The organism is Burkholderia savannae (genome assembly GCF_001524445.2).
Lineage (GTDB): Bacteria > Pseudomonadota > Gammaproteobacteria > Burkholderiales > Burkholderiaceae > Burkholderia > Burkholderia savannae.
The window spans coordinates 1,061,029-1,078,735 of record NZ_CP013418.1; the positions used below are offsets into that span (position 1 = coordinate 1,061,029).

Below are 17,707 nucleotides of genomic sequence, written 5' to 3' on the forward strand. Positions count from 1 at the left end.
AGCCCATTCGTAGCCCGTTCGTGGCCTGATCGCGGCGGCGACGGCGGCGACGGCGACGGCGGAGGCGAAGGTGAAGCGGCGCGCGGGCTACCCCTGATGGACCTCGACCCAGCCGTCGAAGCCGTTCCCGGCCGCGGGCGGGCAGTCGCCCGGAAACGAGCCGAGCACCGGATCGCCCGGGCGCTCGCCGAGCGGCAGCGTCGGACTCGGTCCCCACGCGCGCGCCGGCGGGGCAAACGGAAGCACCGGCGCAGCATTCAGCGCGCCGGCCGTCAATTCGTTGACCGCCAGTTGGGCCACGCCGAGCGCCGTGCTGCCGCCGACCGGCTTGTCGATACGCACCGCGCGCCAGCCGATCCGGATGAAGCTCGGCGCATACGTGTACAGATCGGTCGCGCCGGGATTCAACGCGAACGGGTCCGCCGCGCACTGGACGCAGTAGTAAACGCCGTACCACGCGTCGCGCCGGCCGCTCGCCTCGTACTGGCGGCTCAGTTCCAGAAAGTTGTTGATGTACGTCTCGACCGTCTTGTGATTCATGTTGGCCGAATGAGTCAGCGGCGTGAGATTGCGCCAGTCCCGGCCCGAGCCGCCCCAGCCGCCGTTGATCAGGTGCCCGCGCACCCACGGCCGGTAGCTCGGGTTCTCGTCCTGAACGAACGTCAGCGCCGGGCCGCCCGCCATCACGACGTCCCACGGCGCGCCGCCCACTTGCGGCGGGTTGTGACGCCCCTGGCCGGGCATCTTCAGATCGGGCCCGAGCAACACGGATGCGCACGACGCGCCGAATTGGCGCCCCGGAACATACGTCGCCTGCCGGCCCTGACGGGCGCGCACGATCGTGAAGATCGGCTGGTCGATCGTCCAGCGCGGGGTCGTCCGGGTGCCGTAGTTCAGAAAACTCATCGCGGTCCTCCACTGTAGAAAGTGCGGTTGCGCGGCTTCTGCCGATTCAATCGAATGCGGCGCCGATCGGCGCCGACGTTCAGCGAGACGCAACGGTCGGTTCGCATCCGACGGCGCTGCGGTTGCGTTCTCTTGCGATGCTTCGTCGCTCCTCGTCGATCTTCGTCGCCGTTCGTCGCCCTTCATCGCCGTTCGTTGCTCCCGGCGGCGCATCGATGCGCTCAATCGCCGGCCGGCGTGCGGAGCCGACGGCGTCGTCGCGCACTCCGTTGCCGCGACCGCCCGGCCGAATCGACCAAATCGACCGCGTCGGCCGCGTCGATTCGAACGATACGGCGATGCCCGCGCTGCCGGCGCGTGACTGGCGTGGCCGCGCACGCCGGAAGCCGCCCGACGAACGCCCGGACCGGATGCCCGACGGCCATCGCGCGCCTCGAGGCCCGCAAGGAGCCGGACATCGCGGCTGACGGCGAGCGCCGCGCATTACAGGCCGCTCACCAGCCGCTCTTGAAACCGCTCCGAATCGGCGGCGTCGATTCGAATCCCGATCAAGCGGAAAGCACACCGAGGCCCCGCTCGGCGCCGGCTCGCATGCGCCGGTCCGCATCGCCGCCGCGACGCGAACTGGCGCGTCGCATCGGCGAATTCGAATTCGAATTCGAGAACAATCTCATTCGCGAGATCGCCGCACGCCCGCTTCCGTCTCGGCCGGAAGCCGCCTCGCCCCGCGACGGACTGGCGACGGCGCATCGCATCGCATCGCATCGCATCGCCCCAAAACAGTCGAGCGCCTCGCCGCGGATTTTCAAGAGTGGTCGAAATATCGGCGAGAATCAATGTCGCATGCCGATATGATTTTGGCCGCCAATAACGCGGGCCGAGGGTCATGCCGATGCTCCGCGACCTGCGCGCCGACGCATATCGGCAAGGAGCGCGACGACGCCAGGTCGACTGCTGGTCTGGTCGTCCGGTCGTCGACATTCACGCGCCGACCGCGCCCAGCCCAGCCCGGTGAAGGATGCGCATTCCGCCGCAGCCGCGCGTCACGGCCTCGAAAAATCGAAGACCCGCGCCATCGGCGCCCGCTTCGTGCCGGCGAGCGTCCATGGCGCCGGCTGCTGGAGCGCGCTCGTCAACGCTTCCCATTCGACGAACCTTACATCGGCGGGTCCGGCGCGATCGTGTCGATGCGCGCGGCGGCCGTCGCGGACACGGCGCTCGGCTGCCCGCCGACGCGCACGTTATGAGCGGCGCGCAAGAATTCGAGCGTGCGAATCCGGACGCGCCCCATGGCCGCCGCGCGCCCGCCCGCGCGGCGCTCGGCGCGTGCGCGAACCGCCGCTATCGGCAACTGAAGCTCGCCGCCGAATTCACGTCGCCCCCGTCGTAGCGCGCGACGCGCGGATAAGGGCACAGCGGCCGCGTGCGCCCCGCGCCCCACGACGCCGGCACGTCCGGATTCGGCGCCGCGTTCGACGCGTCGCGCGCGGTCGCGACGATCGCGTCGGGCGCGCGGCCCGCCTCGACCCACGCAACGAGCGGCGTCAGCATGTCGAACTGGTCGGCGGCCGGCCCGCCCGAGCAATGGTTCATCCCCGCGACGCGAAAAAAACGCGCGAAGTCGCTCGCGTCGCCGCCGTTCGCCTGCATCACGCGCGCGTACCAGTCGGTCGTGTCGTTCGAAGAGAACACCGGGTCGCTCGTGCCGTGATAGACGATCAGCTTGCCGCCGCGCCGCTTCAGCGCGGACAGGTTCGCCTCGTCGGGCGGCGTCATGAACGACCACGCGGATTCCACGTACACGCCGCTCGTCGCGAAGATCGCCGGCGCGTCGCGGTCCATGTCGAAGCCGAGCGCGTACGCCTCGAGGTTCGCGAGCACCGACGCGGGCCGCGGCGGCGTCGTGAACGTGAACGCCGCCGCGCCCGGATCGAGCGTCACCGAATTGCCCTGCTTCCATTCGGCCCAGTTGCCGCCGCTCACGCCCGCGTCGAAAGGAAAGCTCGCGTACAGCGCGTCGCCCGCGCCGTTGCGCGCGCCGGCGAACACGTTCGCGAGCGCGCGCTTCTGCGCGGCGCTCAGGCATTGGCCGGTGCGCGCGCCGTTCGCGCAGGCCGGCACGTCGGCGTTCAGATCGAAGTGCGCCTGGCAGGCGGCGACGTCCTCGACGAGCCCGTCGGCAACGCCGTCGAGCGCGTCGCACTTCGCGAGAATGCGGCTCGCGACGAACCGCCGCTCGGCGTCGGTGAAGCCGCTGCGGAGGTCCGGCTGGCCCGACGCGGTCGTCGCGGTCGCGATCCGCGCGAACTGCTGCGCGCCGAACATCTCGCCGATCGCCGCCTTCGGCAGATGGAAGCCCGGATCGCCCGCGATGACGCCGTCGTATTCGCCCGCGTTGCGCGCCGCCGCGACCATCGCATGACGGCCGCCGTTCGAGCAGCCGCCGAAGTAGCTGCGCTCCGGCGCCTTGCCGTACGCGATCCGGATCACCTGCTTCGCCATCGGCGTCAGCGCATCGACCGCGCGATAGCCGTAATCGAGCCGCACGCCGGGATCGACGCCGAAGCGCGGATTCTGCTTCGCGCCGTGCCCCGCGTCGGAGCTGATCACCGCGAAGCCCATCCTGAGCGCGTTGTCGAGCGGCCCGCCGCCGCCGATGTCGCCCGTCGCGGTCACGACGTTGCCGTCGAGCCCGCCGTTCGCCTGATAGAAGAAGCGGCCGTTCCACGCCTTCGGCAGCCGCATCTCGAAGCCGATCGCATACGTCTGCCCGTCGACCGCGCTCACCCGCTCGTTCATCTTGCCCTCGATCACGCAATGCTCGCCGATCGGCTTGCCGGCGATGCGGAGCGCGCCCGCCGCCGCGGTCGCGACCGACGTGAACGCGGTGTTCGGAAAGCGCAGCTTCGCGGCGAGCGTGCCGCAGGTTTCGGTCATCGCGGCAGGCGTCGCGGCGGCGAGGCGCGGCAGCGCGGAATCGACGACGACGCCGCAGCCCTGCAGCGCGGCGCATGCGAGCGGCGCGGCGAGCAGGCGAACGCGACGCGCGATGTGCTTGGATTTCATCTTCGGCTCCATGCGAAAAATTCGGATGACAGACGAATGGCGCGGGCTCGGAACAGCTGGCGAATGCCTGCCATTGCGCCGAGCCGGCCGATGCCGGGCGCGTGCTTCGTGCCGCCACCGCCGCCGCCGCTCACCGAGTAGCGCGCGTGCGCGCCGTTCCATAGATGCGCGGTCCGCGCGTAGACGGCCGTGCGCTTCGACAGCGAGCAGGTCGCGCGCGGCATCGCCAACGTGGCTCGCGGGTGGTGCCGCGCATCGACGATCCGGTAGCCCTCGCCGTCGAGTGCGCGCAACGGCGCGGCCCGGTACGCGGCGCCGACGAAGAACGGATCGGTGCGCATGCCGGGCAGGCGGTCTCGGCGCGCGCCGCATGCGACCCGACTTGCCGATCCGGTTCGATTCGATCCGGTTCGGCTCGATTCCACTCGGCGCTTCGGTCCGCTACGCGACGATCGCGAGCGGATCGGCCTGCGCCTGCGCGTACAGCGCGTCGATCAGCGCCGCGCGATGCCGCTGCACGGACGCCTGATTGATCGAGCCTTTGTCGGTGATCTCGCCGAGATCGAGCGACGGCGGCGCATCGAGGAGGCACACGCGCGCGACGAACGACGCGCTGCCCGTCGCCGCTTCGTTGAGCCGCGCGAGCCATCCGGCGAACTGCGCGCGCACCGCCGGCGACGCGAGCACCTGCGCGGCCGGGGCGTCGCCCGCGATCCCCGCGAGCCGCCGGCACGCGTCGAGCCGCGGGAACACGAGCAGGCCGATGTCGTCGCGATTCAGTCCCGTGACGACCACGTCCTGCACGTACGGCGCGCCCGCCGACACCGCCCGCGCGCGCAGCGGCCCGACGCTCACGAACGTGCCCGAGCTCAGCTTGAAGTCCTCGGCGAGGCGCCCGTCGAACATCAGCCCGAGCTCGGGGCGCGCGGGATCGACGAAGCGCGCGGCGTCGCCGCTCCTGTAGTAGCCGTCGCCGTCGAACACGCCGCCCGGATCGGCCGGCGCGCGCCAGTAGCCGCGCATCACGTTCGGCCCCTTGAAGCGCAGCTCGAGCTTGTCGCCGCAGCGCGCGAGCTTCACGTCGCAGCCGGGCGCGGGCAGCCCGATGTAGCCCGCGCCCGTGACGGGCCCCGTCGTGAACAGGCACGACGGCGATGTCTCCGTCATCCCGAGCCCGGCGAGAATTCGAATCCGCTCGCCGCAATGCGCCTGCGTCACGCGGTCGAGCCGCTCCCACGCGGCTTGCGACAGCCCCGCGCCGCCGAAGAAATACAGCTTCACGCGCGCGAAGAACGACGCGCGCAGCGCGGCGTCGCGCTCGAGCGCGGCCGTCAGCTCCTCCCAGCCCTTCGGCACGTTGAAATGGATCGTCGGCGAGATCTCGCGCAGGTTGCGCACCGTCTCGCCGAAGCGCTCGGGCGTCGGCCGGCCGTCGTCGATGTACAGCGTGCCGCCGTTGTAGAGCGCGATGCCGACGTTGTGGCTGCCGCCGAACGTGTGATTCCACGGCAGCCAGTCGACGAGCACGGGCGGCGTGCGCGCGAGCTCCGGCATCGTCTGGCGCAACATCTGCTGGTTGCTGCACATCATCCGGTGCGTCGTCGGCACCGCCTTCGGCTGCTTCGTCGAGCCCGACGTGAACAGGATCTTCGCGAGCGTATCGGCGGTGACGCGCGCGTGCGCGGCGTCGATCGTGCGCGGCCGCGTGTCGAGCAAGCGCTCGAACGGCGCCGGGCGGCCTCGCGGCGGCGGCGCGCCGCGCGCGACGATCACCGCGGCGTCGGCCGGCGCGGCCGCGGCGAGCGCGGCGGCGAACGCGTCGCCGTCGGCGGCGAACACCGCGCCCGGCTTCAGCACGCCGAGCGTGTACTGGAGCTTGCCGAAATCGGTCGACACGAGCGAATACGCGGGCGACACCGGCGCGTACGGAATCCCCGCGAGCATCGCCGCGAAGCCGAGCTGCAGATGCGCGAGATCGTTGCCGGACAGGATCGCGAGCGGCCGCTCGGCGGACAGGTCGAGCGCGAGCAGCCCTTCGCCGAGCGCGCGGGCGCGCTCGAGCATCTGCGCGTACGTGATCTCGATCCAGCGGCCGTCGGCGCCGCGCTGCGCGGCGAGCACGCGCGCCGGATGATCGCGCGCGCCCGCGGCGAGGCAGTCGGTCAGGCGCTCGGGGTACGCGCCGAGCGGCTCGGCGGCGCGCATGCGCCAGCCGTCGCCGTCGGGCTCGACGTGCGCGGCGCCGCGCGCGACGTCCGCGCTCCGATAGCGCGGCGCATCGGAGAAAAGACGGGACACGGCGAAGCCCTCCGCGCTCATATCGGAAACGCGCGCGGCGCGGTCTGCGCGGTGATCCGGCGCAACCCGATGAATTCCGCGATCGACGCCGCGCCGTCGAAGCGCCCGTAGCCGCTCGGCTTCACGCCGCCGAACGGCATCTGCGCTTCGTCGTGAACGGTCGGCCCGTTCACGTGGCAGATTCCCGATTCGATCCGCCGCGCGACGGCGAGCGCGCGTGCGACGCCCGCGGCCGGCGCGCGCGACGCGAGCGTGCCCGTCACCGAATCGTGCCGCTCGAACGTCGCGCCGTCTTCGGCCGCGCGCCATGCGCCGCCGATCAACATCCGTCTGTCGGTCATCGTTGTCTCCAGTCCGTCTCGTTTCGGCGCCGCGTGTCGCGTTGGCGCGTTGGCGTGCTGTCACGCTGTCACGCTGTCACGCTGTCGCAAGCGCGGCGCCCCGTGAGGCTTCGGCTCAACGTTTGTACGCCTGCAGCCCCGGCTTGATCGACTTGTCGTCGAGGAATTGCTTGAGCCCCTGCTCGCGCCCGCGCTCGGGATCGCGCAGTTGCGCCTGATCGAGCTTCGCGTACAGGTAGTCCTCGTTCTGCTCCCACGTGAGCTCGCGGCAGCGCTTGAAGCCGTGCTTCGCGTTGCGCAGCACGACCGGATTCTTGTCGAGCAGCTTCGCGGCGAGCGCGCGCACCTCGTCGCGCAGTTGCGCGCGCGGCACGCTCTGGTTGACGAGGCCCATCTGCGCGGCCTGCGGGCCGGTGAAGGTCTCGCCCGTCATGATGTAGTACAGCGCCCGACGATGACCGACCGTGTCCGCCATCGCCTTGCTGACGAGGTTGCCGGGCGGAATGCCCCAGTTGATCTCCGACAGGCCGAACACCGCCTCGTCGGCGGCGATCGCGAGATCGCACGCGACGAGCGGCGAGAACCCGCCGCCGAAGCACCAGCCGTTGACCATCGCGATTGTCGGCTTCGCGTACATGCGCAGCAGTTGCCACTGCCAGCGGCTCGCGTCGCGGCGGATCTTCTCCTGCAGGATTTCGGGGCCGGCGTCGACTTCGCGGAAGTACTCCTTCAGGTCCATGCCGGCCGTCCACGCGTCGCCCTCGCCCGTCAGCACGAGCACCCGCGCCTCGGCGTCCAGCTCGAGCGTCTCCAGCACGTCGATCATCTCCGCGTTCAGCGCGGGATTCATCGCGTTGCGCTTGTCGGGACGATTCAGCGCGACCCACGCGATCCCCCCCTCGACGACCACCTTGACGGTTTTCCAGCGACCTTCATAACTCATCGATCTTTCTCCAATGACATCGTCGCGATACGCGGCTCGACGCTCATTTAATATCAGGTTACCTGACATGTAAAGCTGTATCGACGGAGGCTCGGACAAACACTCGATCGGACGAAGAACGATGGCGGGAGACCGGCGGGGACATTCGGAGACGCGCAAGTCGACATGCTGCGTGCGAGGCGCGCGAGGCGACGCGAGCCCGAGCGAAAAGCCAAGCGAGAGGCCGATTGAGAAGCCGGCCCGCGAGTCGATGCGACCGCGCTCCTTGTTGACTATCCGTCCTGCCGAGCACGGCTTGATCGCCGCGCGACCGACCTGCCGAAGGAACGGCGAAACGGACATTGGCGAACATCGCGGCCGCATCAATCAACGCGCCTTTCCGACGAATCGCCGACCCGAGCGCTACGCCGCGACCGACATCGGTGCATCGCAAGAACAGCAGCTTGCGCTCCGAAGCCGCCCCATCATGAACGTCGCGACAAGGAGCCGCTCGGATCGCGCGACCGCGCTCGCGCGGCGGAACACTTCACGACGAATCGAAGCGGCGGGAGCAAGTTGCCCGGCTGGACACGCGAGTCGAATTACGCGCTCCCTGCCGGCTTCATGAATACCGGAACAAGGTGAAAGACGAAAGATGGACGGTGGATCGGACGGCGGCCCGAATTCCGGCCCATGCCGCCATTCCGCCCGACGTCGCCAACGCAAAGACAATCGCGTCGCCGCTGCGGAACGCATGGCCAGGTCGCATCGTCTCGCTTTCCCGCTTTCCCGCTTTCCCGCTTTCCCGCTGCGAGACAGTTCACAAGAATTCATTTAGCCGCTACAATTGCGCCCCTTGCCCAGGTGGCGGAATTGGTAGACGCACTATCTTGAGGGGTTGCGCCGAGAGGCGTGCGGGTTCTTATCTCAACATGCCCTTGGTGCACAATACAATGCCGTGCCTAAGTCCTGGCTGGCAAGGCTGTCGCGATACGGGACCTAGTGCATCCCGGTTGCATTGAAATGCCGACGTGGTGAAATTGGTAGACACGCTATCTTGAGGGGGTAGTGGCGAAAGCTGTGCGAGTTCGAGTCTCGCCGTCGGCACCAAAGTATTTGCACGCTCATGCGCTTTGAACATGAGCGACACTCGGGGAAGCTAGCGCTAACGCGAGACGGAAGGTTATGGTCGGAGTTGCTCTTCGAACAAAGCGAAGATGCCCTGAGAGCCGGCAGTGCTACGGACCATTATTTTCAACGCAGTGGTCTGAGGTGACAGGTTCTCACCCGCACATAAGCCGGCATGGACATCCCCCCCGGAATCGATAGCCTATACACATCGTCATGGTGTGTGAGCTTGTGTTTCTGAAAGACGAGTAACAGAGCGCACCCGAACCTGACTCTGAGCGCAGGGCAACACGCGCCAATCGGTCGATGACCGCTTCCTCGGGTTGGACATTCCATTTTTTCAAATTGGCAAGCGCGCAGAGCCGGCGCGTCAGACATCGAGCGCGTGGAACTCTGGTACTGCCCGAAGGACGGCTTTCCACCCCCGTGTGGCGTGGACAGCAGAGTTGTGCTCGAGGAACTGGCACGCTCCGTCCTTCGCGGCGACTTCAAATCATCGCCAGACTTTCCGACCTTCGCAAAAACTCAGCCCTTGGGCTCGCGAGATGATGGCAGCCTGCATGGCTACTGGTTTCGCAGCGATTCGCTAGCCCAACCCGCCCCAACGCGCCGAGGCGAGGTTCTGGATGAGAGGTGGCCGCGCAAATTCGGACAGTCGGGTAAGTGGAATGCCCGGGGCCTGAGCCAGCGATAATGCAGGCAAAGGAACCGGAAAGATGACGAAGAGAACCCGACGGACGCACTCAGCGGCGTTCAAAGCGAAAGTGGCCCTGGCGGCGGTCAAGGGCGAGCGCACGCTGGCCGAACTGGCGCAGCAGTTCGATGTGCACCCGAACCAGATCACGGAGTGGAAGCGGCAACTGCAGGAGCGTGCGGCGGATGTGTTCGGCGCGGCCGCTCCACCGTCGAACGAGCCGCCGGTGGACGTGAAAACGCTGCACGCGAAAATCGGACAGTTGACGCTGGAGAACGATTTTTTGTCAGGAGCGCTCGGCAAAGCCGGACTGCTGAGCGCAAAGCGATGATTGACCGTACGCATGCGCTGCCGGTTTCGCGACAGACGCGACTGGTTGGCATCGCGAGATCGAGCGCGTATTACCGGGCGCAGCCAGTGAGCGAGGCGGACCAGTTGCTGATGCGGCGGATCGACGAACTGCACATGGAGTTTCCGTTTGCCGGAGCGCGGATGCTGGCGCGTCTGTTGCGCCGGGAAGGCTATGAGGTCGGCCGCCGCCGCGTGCGCACGCTGATGAAACGCATGGGCGTGGAAGCGCTGTACTGCAAGCCGAACACGAGCCGACGCAATGCGCAGCACAAGATCTGGCCGTACCTGCTGCGCGGCATGAAAATCGCCCGGGCCAATCAGGCGTGGGCACTGGACACGACATACATTCCGATGGCGCGAGGCTTCGTGTACCTGACGGCAGTAGTGGATTGGTCAAGTCGCAAGGTGCTCTCGCACCGGGTGGCGATCACGCTGGAAGCAGTGCACGCCGTCGAGGCGCTCGAGGAAGCGTTCGCGCGCTACGGGCTGCCGGACATTGTGAACACCGATCAGGGCAGCCAGTTCACGGCGGGCGCGTTCACCGAGGCCGTACTGGGTCGAGGCGTGCGGCTGTCGATGGACGGTAAAGGGGCCTGGCGCGACAACGTGTTCGTCGAACGCGTGTGGCGCAGCGTCAAGTACGAAGAGGTTTACCTGCGAGCTTACGAGTCGGTCAGCCATGCCCGGCGCTCCATCGGCGACTACATCGAGCTGTACAACCGAAAACGGCCCCATTCGAGCCTGGCGGATCGGACGCCGGATGAGGCATACTTCGCGACGCTGCCTGCGATCAAATCGGCAGCATGATTGCCTCGGACGTTCCACTTAAAAATCTCAGAAAACTGTCCGAACGAGTGAGGCCACCTCTATGAGAGCCGTCGGCCACCATGCGAGCGCAGCGCAGCCACGACAAGGCGCAGCGGCGCTGCACGCGTCGCCGCCGCACGCTTCAGCGGCAGTTCGCGCGCCGCCGTCTGCAGTGTTCGCGGCTCAAGCGGGCGGTGGAATCGAGATCGCCGGACATCGAATGCGCAACCGCGACGAGCGACTTGCGACGATCGCCGTGGTGCACGCGGTCTTTTCTGATTCGGCCCGCGTGATTCACGCGTGCAGAAGCGCGTGCGCAATCAGTCCTTCCGCTTATCGCGCGATGGCGAAGCTGTCCGTTCGCCCGCGTTGGGCCGCGTTGGGCCGCGCGCCTCGTTCGACGGGCGAGGAAACCGTATCGCGGCCGCCTTCCACCCATTTCGCGGCCATTTCGCGGCCATTTCGCGACGATCTGTCGGCAATTGCCCGCCCATTTTTCGATGATCGCGCCAGCAACGGCGTCACACCGCCCCCCGCACGCCCTGTCGACGAAACCCGGCGCGCTTCGCGCCCGATAAACGAATGTCGCGCGGCCGTGCCGAGGATCGCGTATCGTGACGGACGCGCCGTCGACCGCCGAGCCGCATTCGCCGACGCCGCCGTCCGGGCGGCGACAGCGCCGATGACCATGAGAGCGCGTCGGCCGAACATGCCGCGGCAGCGAGACGAAGGCGCCCAACGCCGCGACCGCAACGCAAAATCGCGCCGAACGCCGAAGAGTCCCGACGTCTTCAGGAGGAGAACATGAAGAAGACCGATTCGACGGAAAGCCCGTCGGCTTCCGAGCTGATCGACAAACGGATCGCCGAGCTCGGCGACTGGCGCGGCGACGCCTTGAGCCGGGTGCGCGAGCTGATCCGCGACGCCGCCCCGGACGTCGCCGAGGAATGGAAGTGGATGGGCACGCCCGTCTGGTCGCGCGACGGGATCATCTGCACCGGCGAATCGTACAAGTCGATCGTGAAGCTGACCTTCGCGAAGGGCGCGTCGCTGGAGGACCCGGCCGGGCTCTTCAACTCGAGCCTCGACGGCAACGTCCGGCGCGCGATCGACATCCACGAAGGCGAGGCGCCCGACGCCGACGCGTTCAAGGCGCTCGTGCGCGCCGCGATCGCGCTCAATGCGGCCGGCCAAAAAGCGAAGGCCAAGCGCGCGAAGTAGGCAGCGCAAGCCGCGCGCCGCTGCGCGCCCGCCCGCCGCGCAAGCGTCACCGCAGCGTGCTGCTCAACCTGCGGACGACCTTGTGCACGAACAGCACCGGCTTCGGGATATGCGGGCGCAGGATCGCATGCTTGCGCACGTACTGCGGCACGTGCCACTCGGCGCGGCTGCCGGCGTGGAACAGCGCGGCGTCGCCGGCGCGCAGCGTGCGCGGCGCCTGGCCTTCCGAGGTGACGATCACTTCGCCTTCGATCACGTGAATGGTTTCGTCGCAGTCGAAGTGCCAGTTGAAGCGCCCGGCGGTGCAATCCCAAACCCACATCGACGTCGTCGAGTCGGGGCTGCACGACCACTGGCCGCTGCGCGCGACGGGATTGCCTTCGAGAACCCAGGCCGGGTTGATGGGGGACGGCTGCAATACGACGTCGTCCAATCGTACGGCCTCGAAAACGGGACGGGACATGGATCTACCTTGGCTGCGGTTCGATTCGCGGATGGTGAGAAAACGCGGCGGCCGGGGGCGGCCGATCCGTCACCGGACGCGCCCCCGAAAGGGCCGACGGCAGCCATTTTGTGAGATTCGATAGGTCAATCGCAAGAAATAATTCGGTGATTTGTATGAAATTAACAAGACATTGCATGCACGGGAAGTCGCTCGCTCGCAACGCAATGATTCTGAATGATTTTTTCAGCGGAAGATCGGCGCTCGATGCGCTGTCGCGCCGCGCAACGATGCCGCGGCAGCGCCGGGACGCGCGCTTCAGCGGCGCGCGACGGCAGCTCGTGACCAACAGCGGAAAACCTCGCCGATGCGGCGGGGCCCGACGCAACTCGACGCGGCGCGGCGGCAAGACAGTTCCGGCCGTCGAAGCAACTCGATTCGGCCAACGAAAGCGCGCGACGCGAATCAGCCGCGCAGATTGCGCACGAAAATCTCGAGCCAGCGCTGCGCCGCTTCGGCGTCGGCGTGCGGCACGCCGTCGAGCATCCGGCTTTCGAGCGGCCGCAGCGCGGCTTCGCATTCGCGCAGCATCGCGACGCCGCCGGGCGTGACGCGCAGCAGGATCACGCGCCCGTGATTCGGATCGGCTTCGCGCATGATCCAGCCGCGGCCCGCCATCGCGCTCATCACCTCGTTCGCCGACTGCGGCGTGATGAACGAGCGCTCGGCGACCTTCGCATTCGACGACGGACCGCGCGCCTCGAGCACCGACAGCGCCGTGTACTGCGCGAGCGTGATGCCGAGCGGCGCGAGCGCATCGGTCATGTGGCGGCGGAGCAGCCGGTCGAGATTGCCGATGACGTACGTGAGCCGCTGCGGCGCGCGCGCTTTCGCCGCGGCGCGAGCGGCGTCGGCTGGCTTCGTCGAACGCTTGACGGCGGGCTTCATCGGGCGGCGGGCTCTCGGCGGTGGGACAGGATCGGGCGGTATCTTACCAGCGGCCGCGCACGTCGTCGGCCATCCACGATGGTCTCCGCCGTTCCGGCCGCCGCCAAGCGCGGCGAACACGTGTATCCGCAAACGGCGCGCGGCGTCGCGCCGCGGAATCGCTTCCATCGTGCGTGCGTCGCATCGCGCGACGACACGCGCCACGAATCCTTCCAACCTCGCGCCGCATGCCGTGCGCGCTCGGATCACACACCATTGACGCGCGTCAATTTCCCGAGCATTCGTTCCGTGAGAATTTTCTGGAGAGCCGACCGATCGCGGCGTGAAGCGATACGCGTGCAGGTACGCGCGCGGGCACAGGCACGGCGCCGCCTGATTCGCCCCGCCGCCTGCGCCCCGACCGCGCTCCCCGCGCTTTCGTCGGACCGCTCGGCGCACGCGGCACGCCGCGCGCGCCGAAACCATGCCGCTCGATCGGGCCGCGCGACGAACGCTCGCGCCGCCCGCCGATGCGGGCCCGGCCCCGCCGCGCAACCCACCGCCTTCGAACGATGCAGACTGCCCCACCCACCGCCGCGACGGACAACCGGCACATCGCGGACCGACTGCTCGAGGCGGCGGAGCTCCTCGAAACGCAGGGCGCCAATCCGTATCGGGCCGGCGCGTACCGGTCGGCCGCCGAGACGGTCGCGAGCCTCGATCGCGACGTCCGCGAGCTGTTCGACGCGGGCGGCATCGACGCGCTCGACGCCCTGCCCCACATCGGCCTCGGCATCGCGCGCGCGATCGCCGAGATGCTGATCACCGACCGCTGGCGCCAGCTCGACCGCCTGCGCGGCTCGGCCAGTCCGACGCTGTCGTTCCAGATGGTGCCGGGCGTCGGCCGCGCGCTCGCCGAGCGCATCCACGAGGCGCTCCACATCGACACACTCGAGGATCTCGAGCTCGCCGTGCGCGACGGCCGCCTCGCGACCGTCGAAGGGCTCGGCCCGCGGCGGATCGCGGGCATCCGCGCGGCGCTCGAGAGTCTGCTGAGCCGCCGGCGCGGCCGGCAGGCGCTCGTGCGCCGCGCGACGCCCGCACTGGAGCCTTCCGTCTCCGTGCTGCTCGATGTCGACCGGCTCTATCGCGAGAAGGCCGCGGCCGGCGCGCTGCCGAAGATCGCGCCGAAACGGCTGAACCCGCGTCAAGAAGCGTGGCTGCCCGTGCTGCACGCGACGCGCGACGACTGGCACTTCACCGCGCTCTATTCGAACACCGGCCGCGCGCACGAACTCGGCCGCACCGCGGACTGGGTGATCCTGTACTTTTACGACAGCGATCACGACGAGCATCAGCGCACCGTCGTCACCGAGACGCACGGCGCGCTGATCGGCAAGCGCGTGGTGCGCGGACGCGAAGCGCAATGCCGCGCGTATTACGCGACGGACGCGAACGCCGCGCGCTGAGCGCGGTCGTCGCGCAAGTCGGGCTCGCCGCAGTGCGCGAGAATCGCCCCGCGCGCGCGATCGCGAAGCCGCGCCATCGCGCCGAAGTCCTCGCCGTCCGGCAGGATCGGCGCGAGCATCGTCACGGTGATCTCGCCGCGGCGCGGCGCCCATTCGCCGTCGCGCAACACGGCGCGCGCGCCGCTCACGACGACGGGCACCACCGGCCGCCGCGCGGCGCACGCCGCGCGAAACGCGCCGAGGCGGAACGCGGCGAGCCCCGCCGCGCGCGTGAACGTGCCCTCCGGGAAGAACAGCAGCGTTTCGTCGGCGGCCGCCTGCGCGACGAGCCGCGCTTCGTCCTCGACGCTGCGGCCGTACTCGCGCCGCTCGACGAAGCGCGTGCCGAGCGCGCGCAGGAAGCGCCCGACGAACGGCCGCGCCGCGAGCTCGCGCTTCGCGACGAAGTGCGCCGGATACGGCAGCAGCGCGAGCAACGCGACGACATCCAGGTAGCTCGTATGATTCGCGACGACGATCGACGGCCCGGCCGCAAGCGCGTCGGGATCGGCGATCAGGTTCGTGCGCACGTCGGCGAAACGCAGGAACGTGCGGCACGCATACGCCGCGAGCTGCCAGTTGTCCTGAAGATCCTTCCGATACGCGACGAGCGCCCATAGCGCGGGCGCGAGCAGCGCGACGAGCCACCAGCAGTACAGCCCGCGAAGCGCCCGCGCCGCGCGCCGCCACGCGCGCCCGCAGAACGGCGCGACGCTGCCCGCCGCCAGATCGGCGAGCTGCCGCCACGACGCGCTCGCTTGCGGCAGCCGTCCGGCGTGGCGCTCGAACTGCGCGAGCGTCGCGGCATGGCGGATCTTGCCGCTCGGCGTCTTCAGGATGCCGTGCGGCGCGACGATGCTCACCTGCTCGGCGGGCGCGCCCCAGAGCGCGGCCGTCACGTCGTTGACGCTCGTTCGCAGCCGCTCGCACGCGGCGTCATCGGTCGCTTCGCTTTCCACGAGAATCACGACGCGCTCGGTGCCGCTGACGGGATCGGCGCCGCCGCACACCGCGACGCCGCCCGTCACGACGCCCGGCAGCCGCTCGATCGCCTCTTCGAGTTCGTACGGGAAGAAATGCCGGCCGCCGCGAATGATCATGTCCTTCACGCGCCCGGTGACGTACAGTTCGCCGTCGGCGACATAGCCGAGATCGCCGGTATCGCGCCATGCGTCGCGGAACAGGCGCGCGGTCTGCGCGGGATTGCGATAGTAGCCGCGCGTCGCCGACGTGCCGCGAAACTCGATGCGCCCGACCTGCCGCTGCGCAAGCTCGCGCTCGTCGTCGTCGACGATCCGCAGCTCGGTGCCGTCGAGCGGATAGCCGCAGCTCGGCACGTCGAGCGCGTTCGCGCCGCCCGACTCGGGCACCGCGCGGCCGCCCGCGTTGAGCGGCTCGCGCGCGATCCGATCGACGCGCAGCCCGCGCGCGGGAGGCGGAAACGTCAATCCGAGCGTGTTTTCCGCGAGACCGTAGACGGGCGTCAGCGCGCGCGCGTCGAAGCCGCACGACGCGAAGCGCGCGGCGAACGCACGCAGCGTGTCGGCGTGGACGGGCTCGGCCCCGCAGCACGCGAAGCGCAGCGACGACAGATCGAATTCGGTCGGCTCGAGCGCGGCGAGATGACGCGCGCAACGCTCGTAAGCGAAGTTCGGCGCGGCGGTGATCGTGCCGCGATATCGCGAGATCGCGCGCAGCCAGAGCGCCGGGCGCGCGAGGAACGCGACGGGCGACATCACGATCGCCGGGATGCCGAAATAAAGCGGCGCGAGCCACGCGCCGATCAACCCCATGTCGTGATAGAGCGGCAGCCAGCTCACGAGCACGTCGGTCGCGTCGACCCGCATCCGCTCGCCCATCGCGCGGATGTTCGCAAGCAGATTCGCATGACTGAGCATCACGCCCTTCGGCGTGCCGGTGCTGCCCGACGTGTACTGAAGCAGCGCGATATCGCTCGCTGCCGCGCGAAACGGCGGCAGCCGCTCGCGGCCTTCGATCTGCCCGGGCGTGAACACGTGCTGCAGCGTGCTCACGCGAAGCTTCAGAAGCTGCGCGACCGAGACGGCCTGGCGAAACGCAATCAACGCCTTGATCTGCGCATTCTCGAGAATCGGCACGTGACGCACGACGTGCTCGTCGAGCTGCGCGAGACTCGCGGGCGGATAGATCGGCACCGGAATCGCGCCGCAATACAGGATCGCGGCGAACGCGACGAAATAGTCGAGCCCCGTCGGCAACATCAGCGCGACCGTGTCGCCCGGATCGATGCCGCGCTCGCGCAAGCCGCTCGCCAGATCCGACGCGCGCCGGTGCAGTTCGCCGTAGGTGAGCGGCGTCGCGCTCAGGCCGTCTTCGAGCAGCCGCAGGTGGACGCGATCGGGATGTCGCTCGGCGTGCCAGCGCAACACGTCGATCAGCGTATCGGCTTCGACGGGCCATGCGGCGGCGTCGGCGGCCGGCGTCGGCGGCGCGTCCTCTTCCGGCGCGGCTTGCGGTTGCGCGTGCGCGTCGGCGAGCGCGCGCGCGACGTCGGCGGGCGTCGCCGCGGACGCAAACACGTCGACGGGCAAGCGCACGCCGAACGCGCGCTCGATCCGGTCGAACAGCTCCGCGCGCGTCAGGCTGTCGAAGCCGAGATCGCGCTCGAACTGCGCGTCGAGCGTCGCGCGACGATGACCGTTGCGCTCGCCGTACAGCTCGGCGAGCAATGCGTCGATCAACGCGAGCAGACGCGCCGCGTTGTCGGAGAGGCGGTGCGGGTGTTCCATGCTTGTCGCCCGTTCAATGATCGCAGACGGCGCGCGCATCGCGCGGCGCGTGTCGGCTCGCTTCGTTCGCCCGATGCCGCATGGCCTGGCGTCGCGCGCCGCGCGAATCGCACCGCGCGCGGGCCGTTCTTCACACGGCCAAACGCGCGCTGCGCCGATGATCAGCGTGCGCCTTCGCGCGGCGAACGGACTTGAGTTGCGTCAACGAGCGACGCGAACGCGAATGCACGGCATCGCGCGAGAGATCGCGCACGAAATCGCGCCGCAGCGCTTTGCGCCCGTCGACAACGGCAACGTTCGTCGATCGGCCGGCGCCGCCGTCGTGCGC

12 protein-coding genes, 1 tRNA gene and 2 pseudogenes are annotated in these 17,707 nt (G+C 69.0%); 6 read left to right on the forward strand and 9 right to left on the reverse strand.

The window, feature by feature from the left end:
• Positions 1-87: 87 nt before the first annotated feature.
• Positions 88-906 carry a hypothetical protein gene (locus WS78_RS25780; protein WP_038753192.1) on the reverse strand — a complete coding sequence of 273 codons (819 nt, stop codon included), beginning with the start codon at positions 904-906 and terminating at the stop codon, positions 88-90.
• Between the two features lie 366 nt (positions 907-1,272).
• On the opposite strand from WS78_RS25780, the gene WS78_RS36325 reads away from it, so the two are divergent.
• Positions 1,273-1,761: a hypothetical protein gene (locus WS78_RS36325; protein ID WP_156437548.1), complete on the forward strand. Its 489-nt coding sequence runs from the start codon at positions 1,273-1,275 to the stop codon at positions 1,759-1,761.
• Between the two features lie 486 nt (positions 1,762-2,247).
• Here the strand turns inward: WS78_RS36325 and WS78_RS25805 are convergent, their stop codons facing one another.
• From WS78_RS25805 to WS78_RS25825, 5 genes and pseudogenes are all read right to left on the reverse strand, one after another.
• Positions 2,248-3,972 carry a tannase/feruloyl esterase family alpha/beta hydrolase gene (locus WS78_RS25805; RefSeq protein WP_059581863.1) on the reverse strand — a complete coding sequence of 575 codons (1,725 nt, stop codon included), beginning with the start codon at positions 3,970-3,972 and terminating at the stop codon, positions 2,248-2,250.
• Positions 3,969-4,313: pseudogene (locus WS78_RS25810) on the reverse strand (hypothetical protein); the annotation flags it as partial. The gene WS78_RS25805 and the pseudogene WS78_RS25810, both read right to left, overlap by 4 nt.
• 100 nt (positions 4,314-4,413) lie before the next feature.
• Positions 4,414-6,291 (reverse strand): feruloyl-CoA synthase, encoded by a 1,878-nt coding sequence (locus WS78_RS25815; protein ID WP_059581833.1) that lies wholly within the window; start codon positions 6,289-6,291, stop codon positions 4,414-4,416.
• A pseudogene (locus WS78_RS25820) lies at positions 6,288-6,539 on the reverse strand (aldehyde dehydrogenase family protein); the annotation flags it as partial. The pseudogene WS78_RS25820 and the gene WS78_RS25815, both read right to left, overlap by 4 nt.
• A 187-nt stretch (positions 6,540-6,726) precedes the next feature.
• Positions 6,727-7,554, reverse strand: coding sequence for a p-hydroxycinnamoyl CoA hydratase/lyase (locus tag WS78_RS25825; RefSeq protein WP_038753182.1), 828 nt, complete (start codon positions 7,552-7,554; stop codon positions 6,727-6,729).
• Between the two features lie 1,004 nt (positions 7,555-8,558).
• Here WS78_RS25825 and WS78_RS25830 point away from each other — a divergent pair.
• The 4 genes from WS78_RS25830 to WS78_RS25845 all read left to right on the forward strand — a co-directional run bounded on the left by WS78_RS25830 (position 8,559) and on the right by WS78_RS25845 (position 11,734).
• Positions 8,559-8,643: transfer RNA gene (locus tag WS78_RS25830), tRNA-Leu, on the forward strand.
• 734 nt (positions 8,644-9,377) lie between these two features.
• A protein-coding gene (locus WS78_RS25835) for an IS3 family transposase (RefSeq protein ID WP_394335868.1) occupies positions 9,378-10,513 on the forward strand; the annotation gives its coding sequence in 2 pieces (ribosomal slippage) (positions 9,378-9,633 and positions 9,633-10,513; 1,137 coding nt in all).
• Between the two features lie 220 nt (positions 10,514-10,733).
• Positions 10,734-11,321 carry a hypothetical protein gene (locus tag WS78_RS36330; protein WP_156437579.1) on the forward strand — a complete coding sequence of 196 codons (588 nt, stop codon included), beginning with the start codon at positions 10,734-10,736 and terminating at the stop codon, positions 11,319-11,321.
• Entirely contained in the window at positions 11,318-11,734 is a 417-nt protein-coding gene (locus tag WS78_RS25845; protein WP_038753179.1) for a DUF1801 domain-containing protein, read from the forward strand. The genes WS78_RS36330 and WS78_RS25845 overlap by 4 nt, the downstream gene beginning before the upstream one ends.
• A gap of 46 nt (positions 11,735-11,780) precedes the next feature.
• Here WS78_RS25845 and WS78_RS25850 read toward each other — a convergent pair whose 3' ends face one another.
• Together WS78_RS25850 and WS78_RS25855 are read right to left on the reverse strand one after the other, a co-directional pair.
• The gene (locus WS78_RS25850; protein WP_059582721.1) at positions 11,781-12,197 is read right to left on the reverse strand and encodes a cupin domain-containing protein; all 417 of its coding nucleotides are present in this window, start codon (positions 12,195-12,197) and stop codon (positions 11,781-11,783) included.
• Between the two features lie 444 nt (positions 12,198-12,641).
• Positions 12,642-13,124, reverse strand: coding sequence for a MarR family winged helix-turn-helix transcriptional regulator (locus tag WS78_RS25855; RefSeq protein WP_038753175.1), 483 nt, complete (start codon positions 13,122-13,124; stop codon positions 12,642-12,644).
• 551 nt (positions 13,125-13,675) lie between these two features.
• On the opposite strand from WS78_RS25855, the gene WS78_RS25860 reads away from it, so the two are divergent.
• Complete coding sequence (locus WS78_RS25860; protein WP_059582725.1) at positions 13,676-14,572, forward strand: helix-hairpin-helix domain-containing protein; 897 nt, start codon at positions 13,676-13,678, stop codon at positions 14,570-14,572.
• Here the strand turns inward: WS78_RS25860 and WS78_RS25865 are convergent.
• A complete protein-coding gene (locus tag WS78_RS25865; RefSeq protein WP_059582728.1) occupies positions 14,542-17,379 on the reverse strand; it encodes an AMP-binding protein in 2,838 nt (945 codons plus the stop codon). The two genes, WS78_RS25860 and WS78_RS25865, sit on opposite strands and share 31 nt — an antisense overlap.
• Positions 17,380-17,707 lie beyond the last annotated feature (328 nt).

What these genes read in the sequence shown, in the direction of transcription:
- WS78_RS25780 (WP_038753192.1), bottom strand. Translation starts at nt 906, where the DNA reads ATGAGTTTTCTGAACTACGGCACCCGGACGACCCCGCGCTGGACGATC.
- WS78_RS25805 (WP_059581863.1), bottom strand. Translation starts at nt 3,972, where the DNA reads ATGAAATCCAAGCACATCGCGCGTCGCGTTCGCCTGCTCGCCGCGCCG.
- WS78_RS25815 (WP_059581833.1), bottom strand. Translation starts at nt 6,291, where the DNA reads ATGAGCGCGGAGGGCTTCGCCGTGTCCCGTCTTTTCTCCGATGCGCCG.
- WS78_RS25825 (WP_038753182.1), bottom strand. Translation starts at nt 7,554, where the DNA reads ATGAGTTATGAAGGTCGCTGGAAAACCGTCAAGGTGGTCGTCGAGGGG.
- WS78_RS36330 (WP_156437579.1), top strand. Translation starts at nt 10,734, where the DNA reads ATGCGCAACCGCGACGAGCGACTTGCGACGATCGCCGTGGTGCACGCG.
- WS78_RS25845 (WP_038753179.1), top strand. Translation starts at nt 11,318, where the DNA reads ATGAAGAAGACCGATTCGACGGAAAGCCCGTCGGCTTCCGAGCTGATC.
- WS78_RS25850 (WP_059582721.1), bottom strand. Translation starts at nt 12,197, where the DNA reads ATGTCCCGTCCCGTTTTCGAGGCCGTACGATTGGACGACGTCGTATTG.
- WS78_RS25855 (WP_038753175.1), bottom strand. Translation starts at nt 13,124, where the DNA reads ATGAAGCCCGCCGTCAAGCGTTCGACGAAGCCAGCCGACGCCGCTCGC.
- WS78_RS25860 (WP_059582725.1), top strand. Translation starts at nt 13,676, where the DNA reads ATGCAGACTGCCCCACCCACCGCCGCGACGGACAACCGGCACATCGCG.
- WS78_RS25865 (WP_059582728.1), bottom strand. Translation starts at nt 17,379, where the DNA reads ATGGAACACCCGCACCGCCTCTCCGACAACGCGGCGCGTCTGCTCGCG.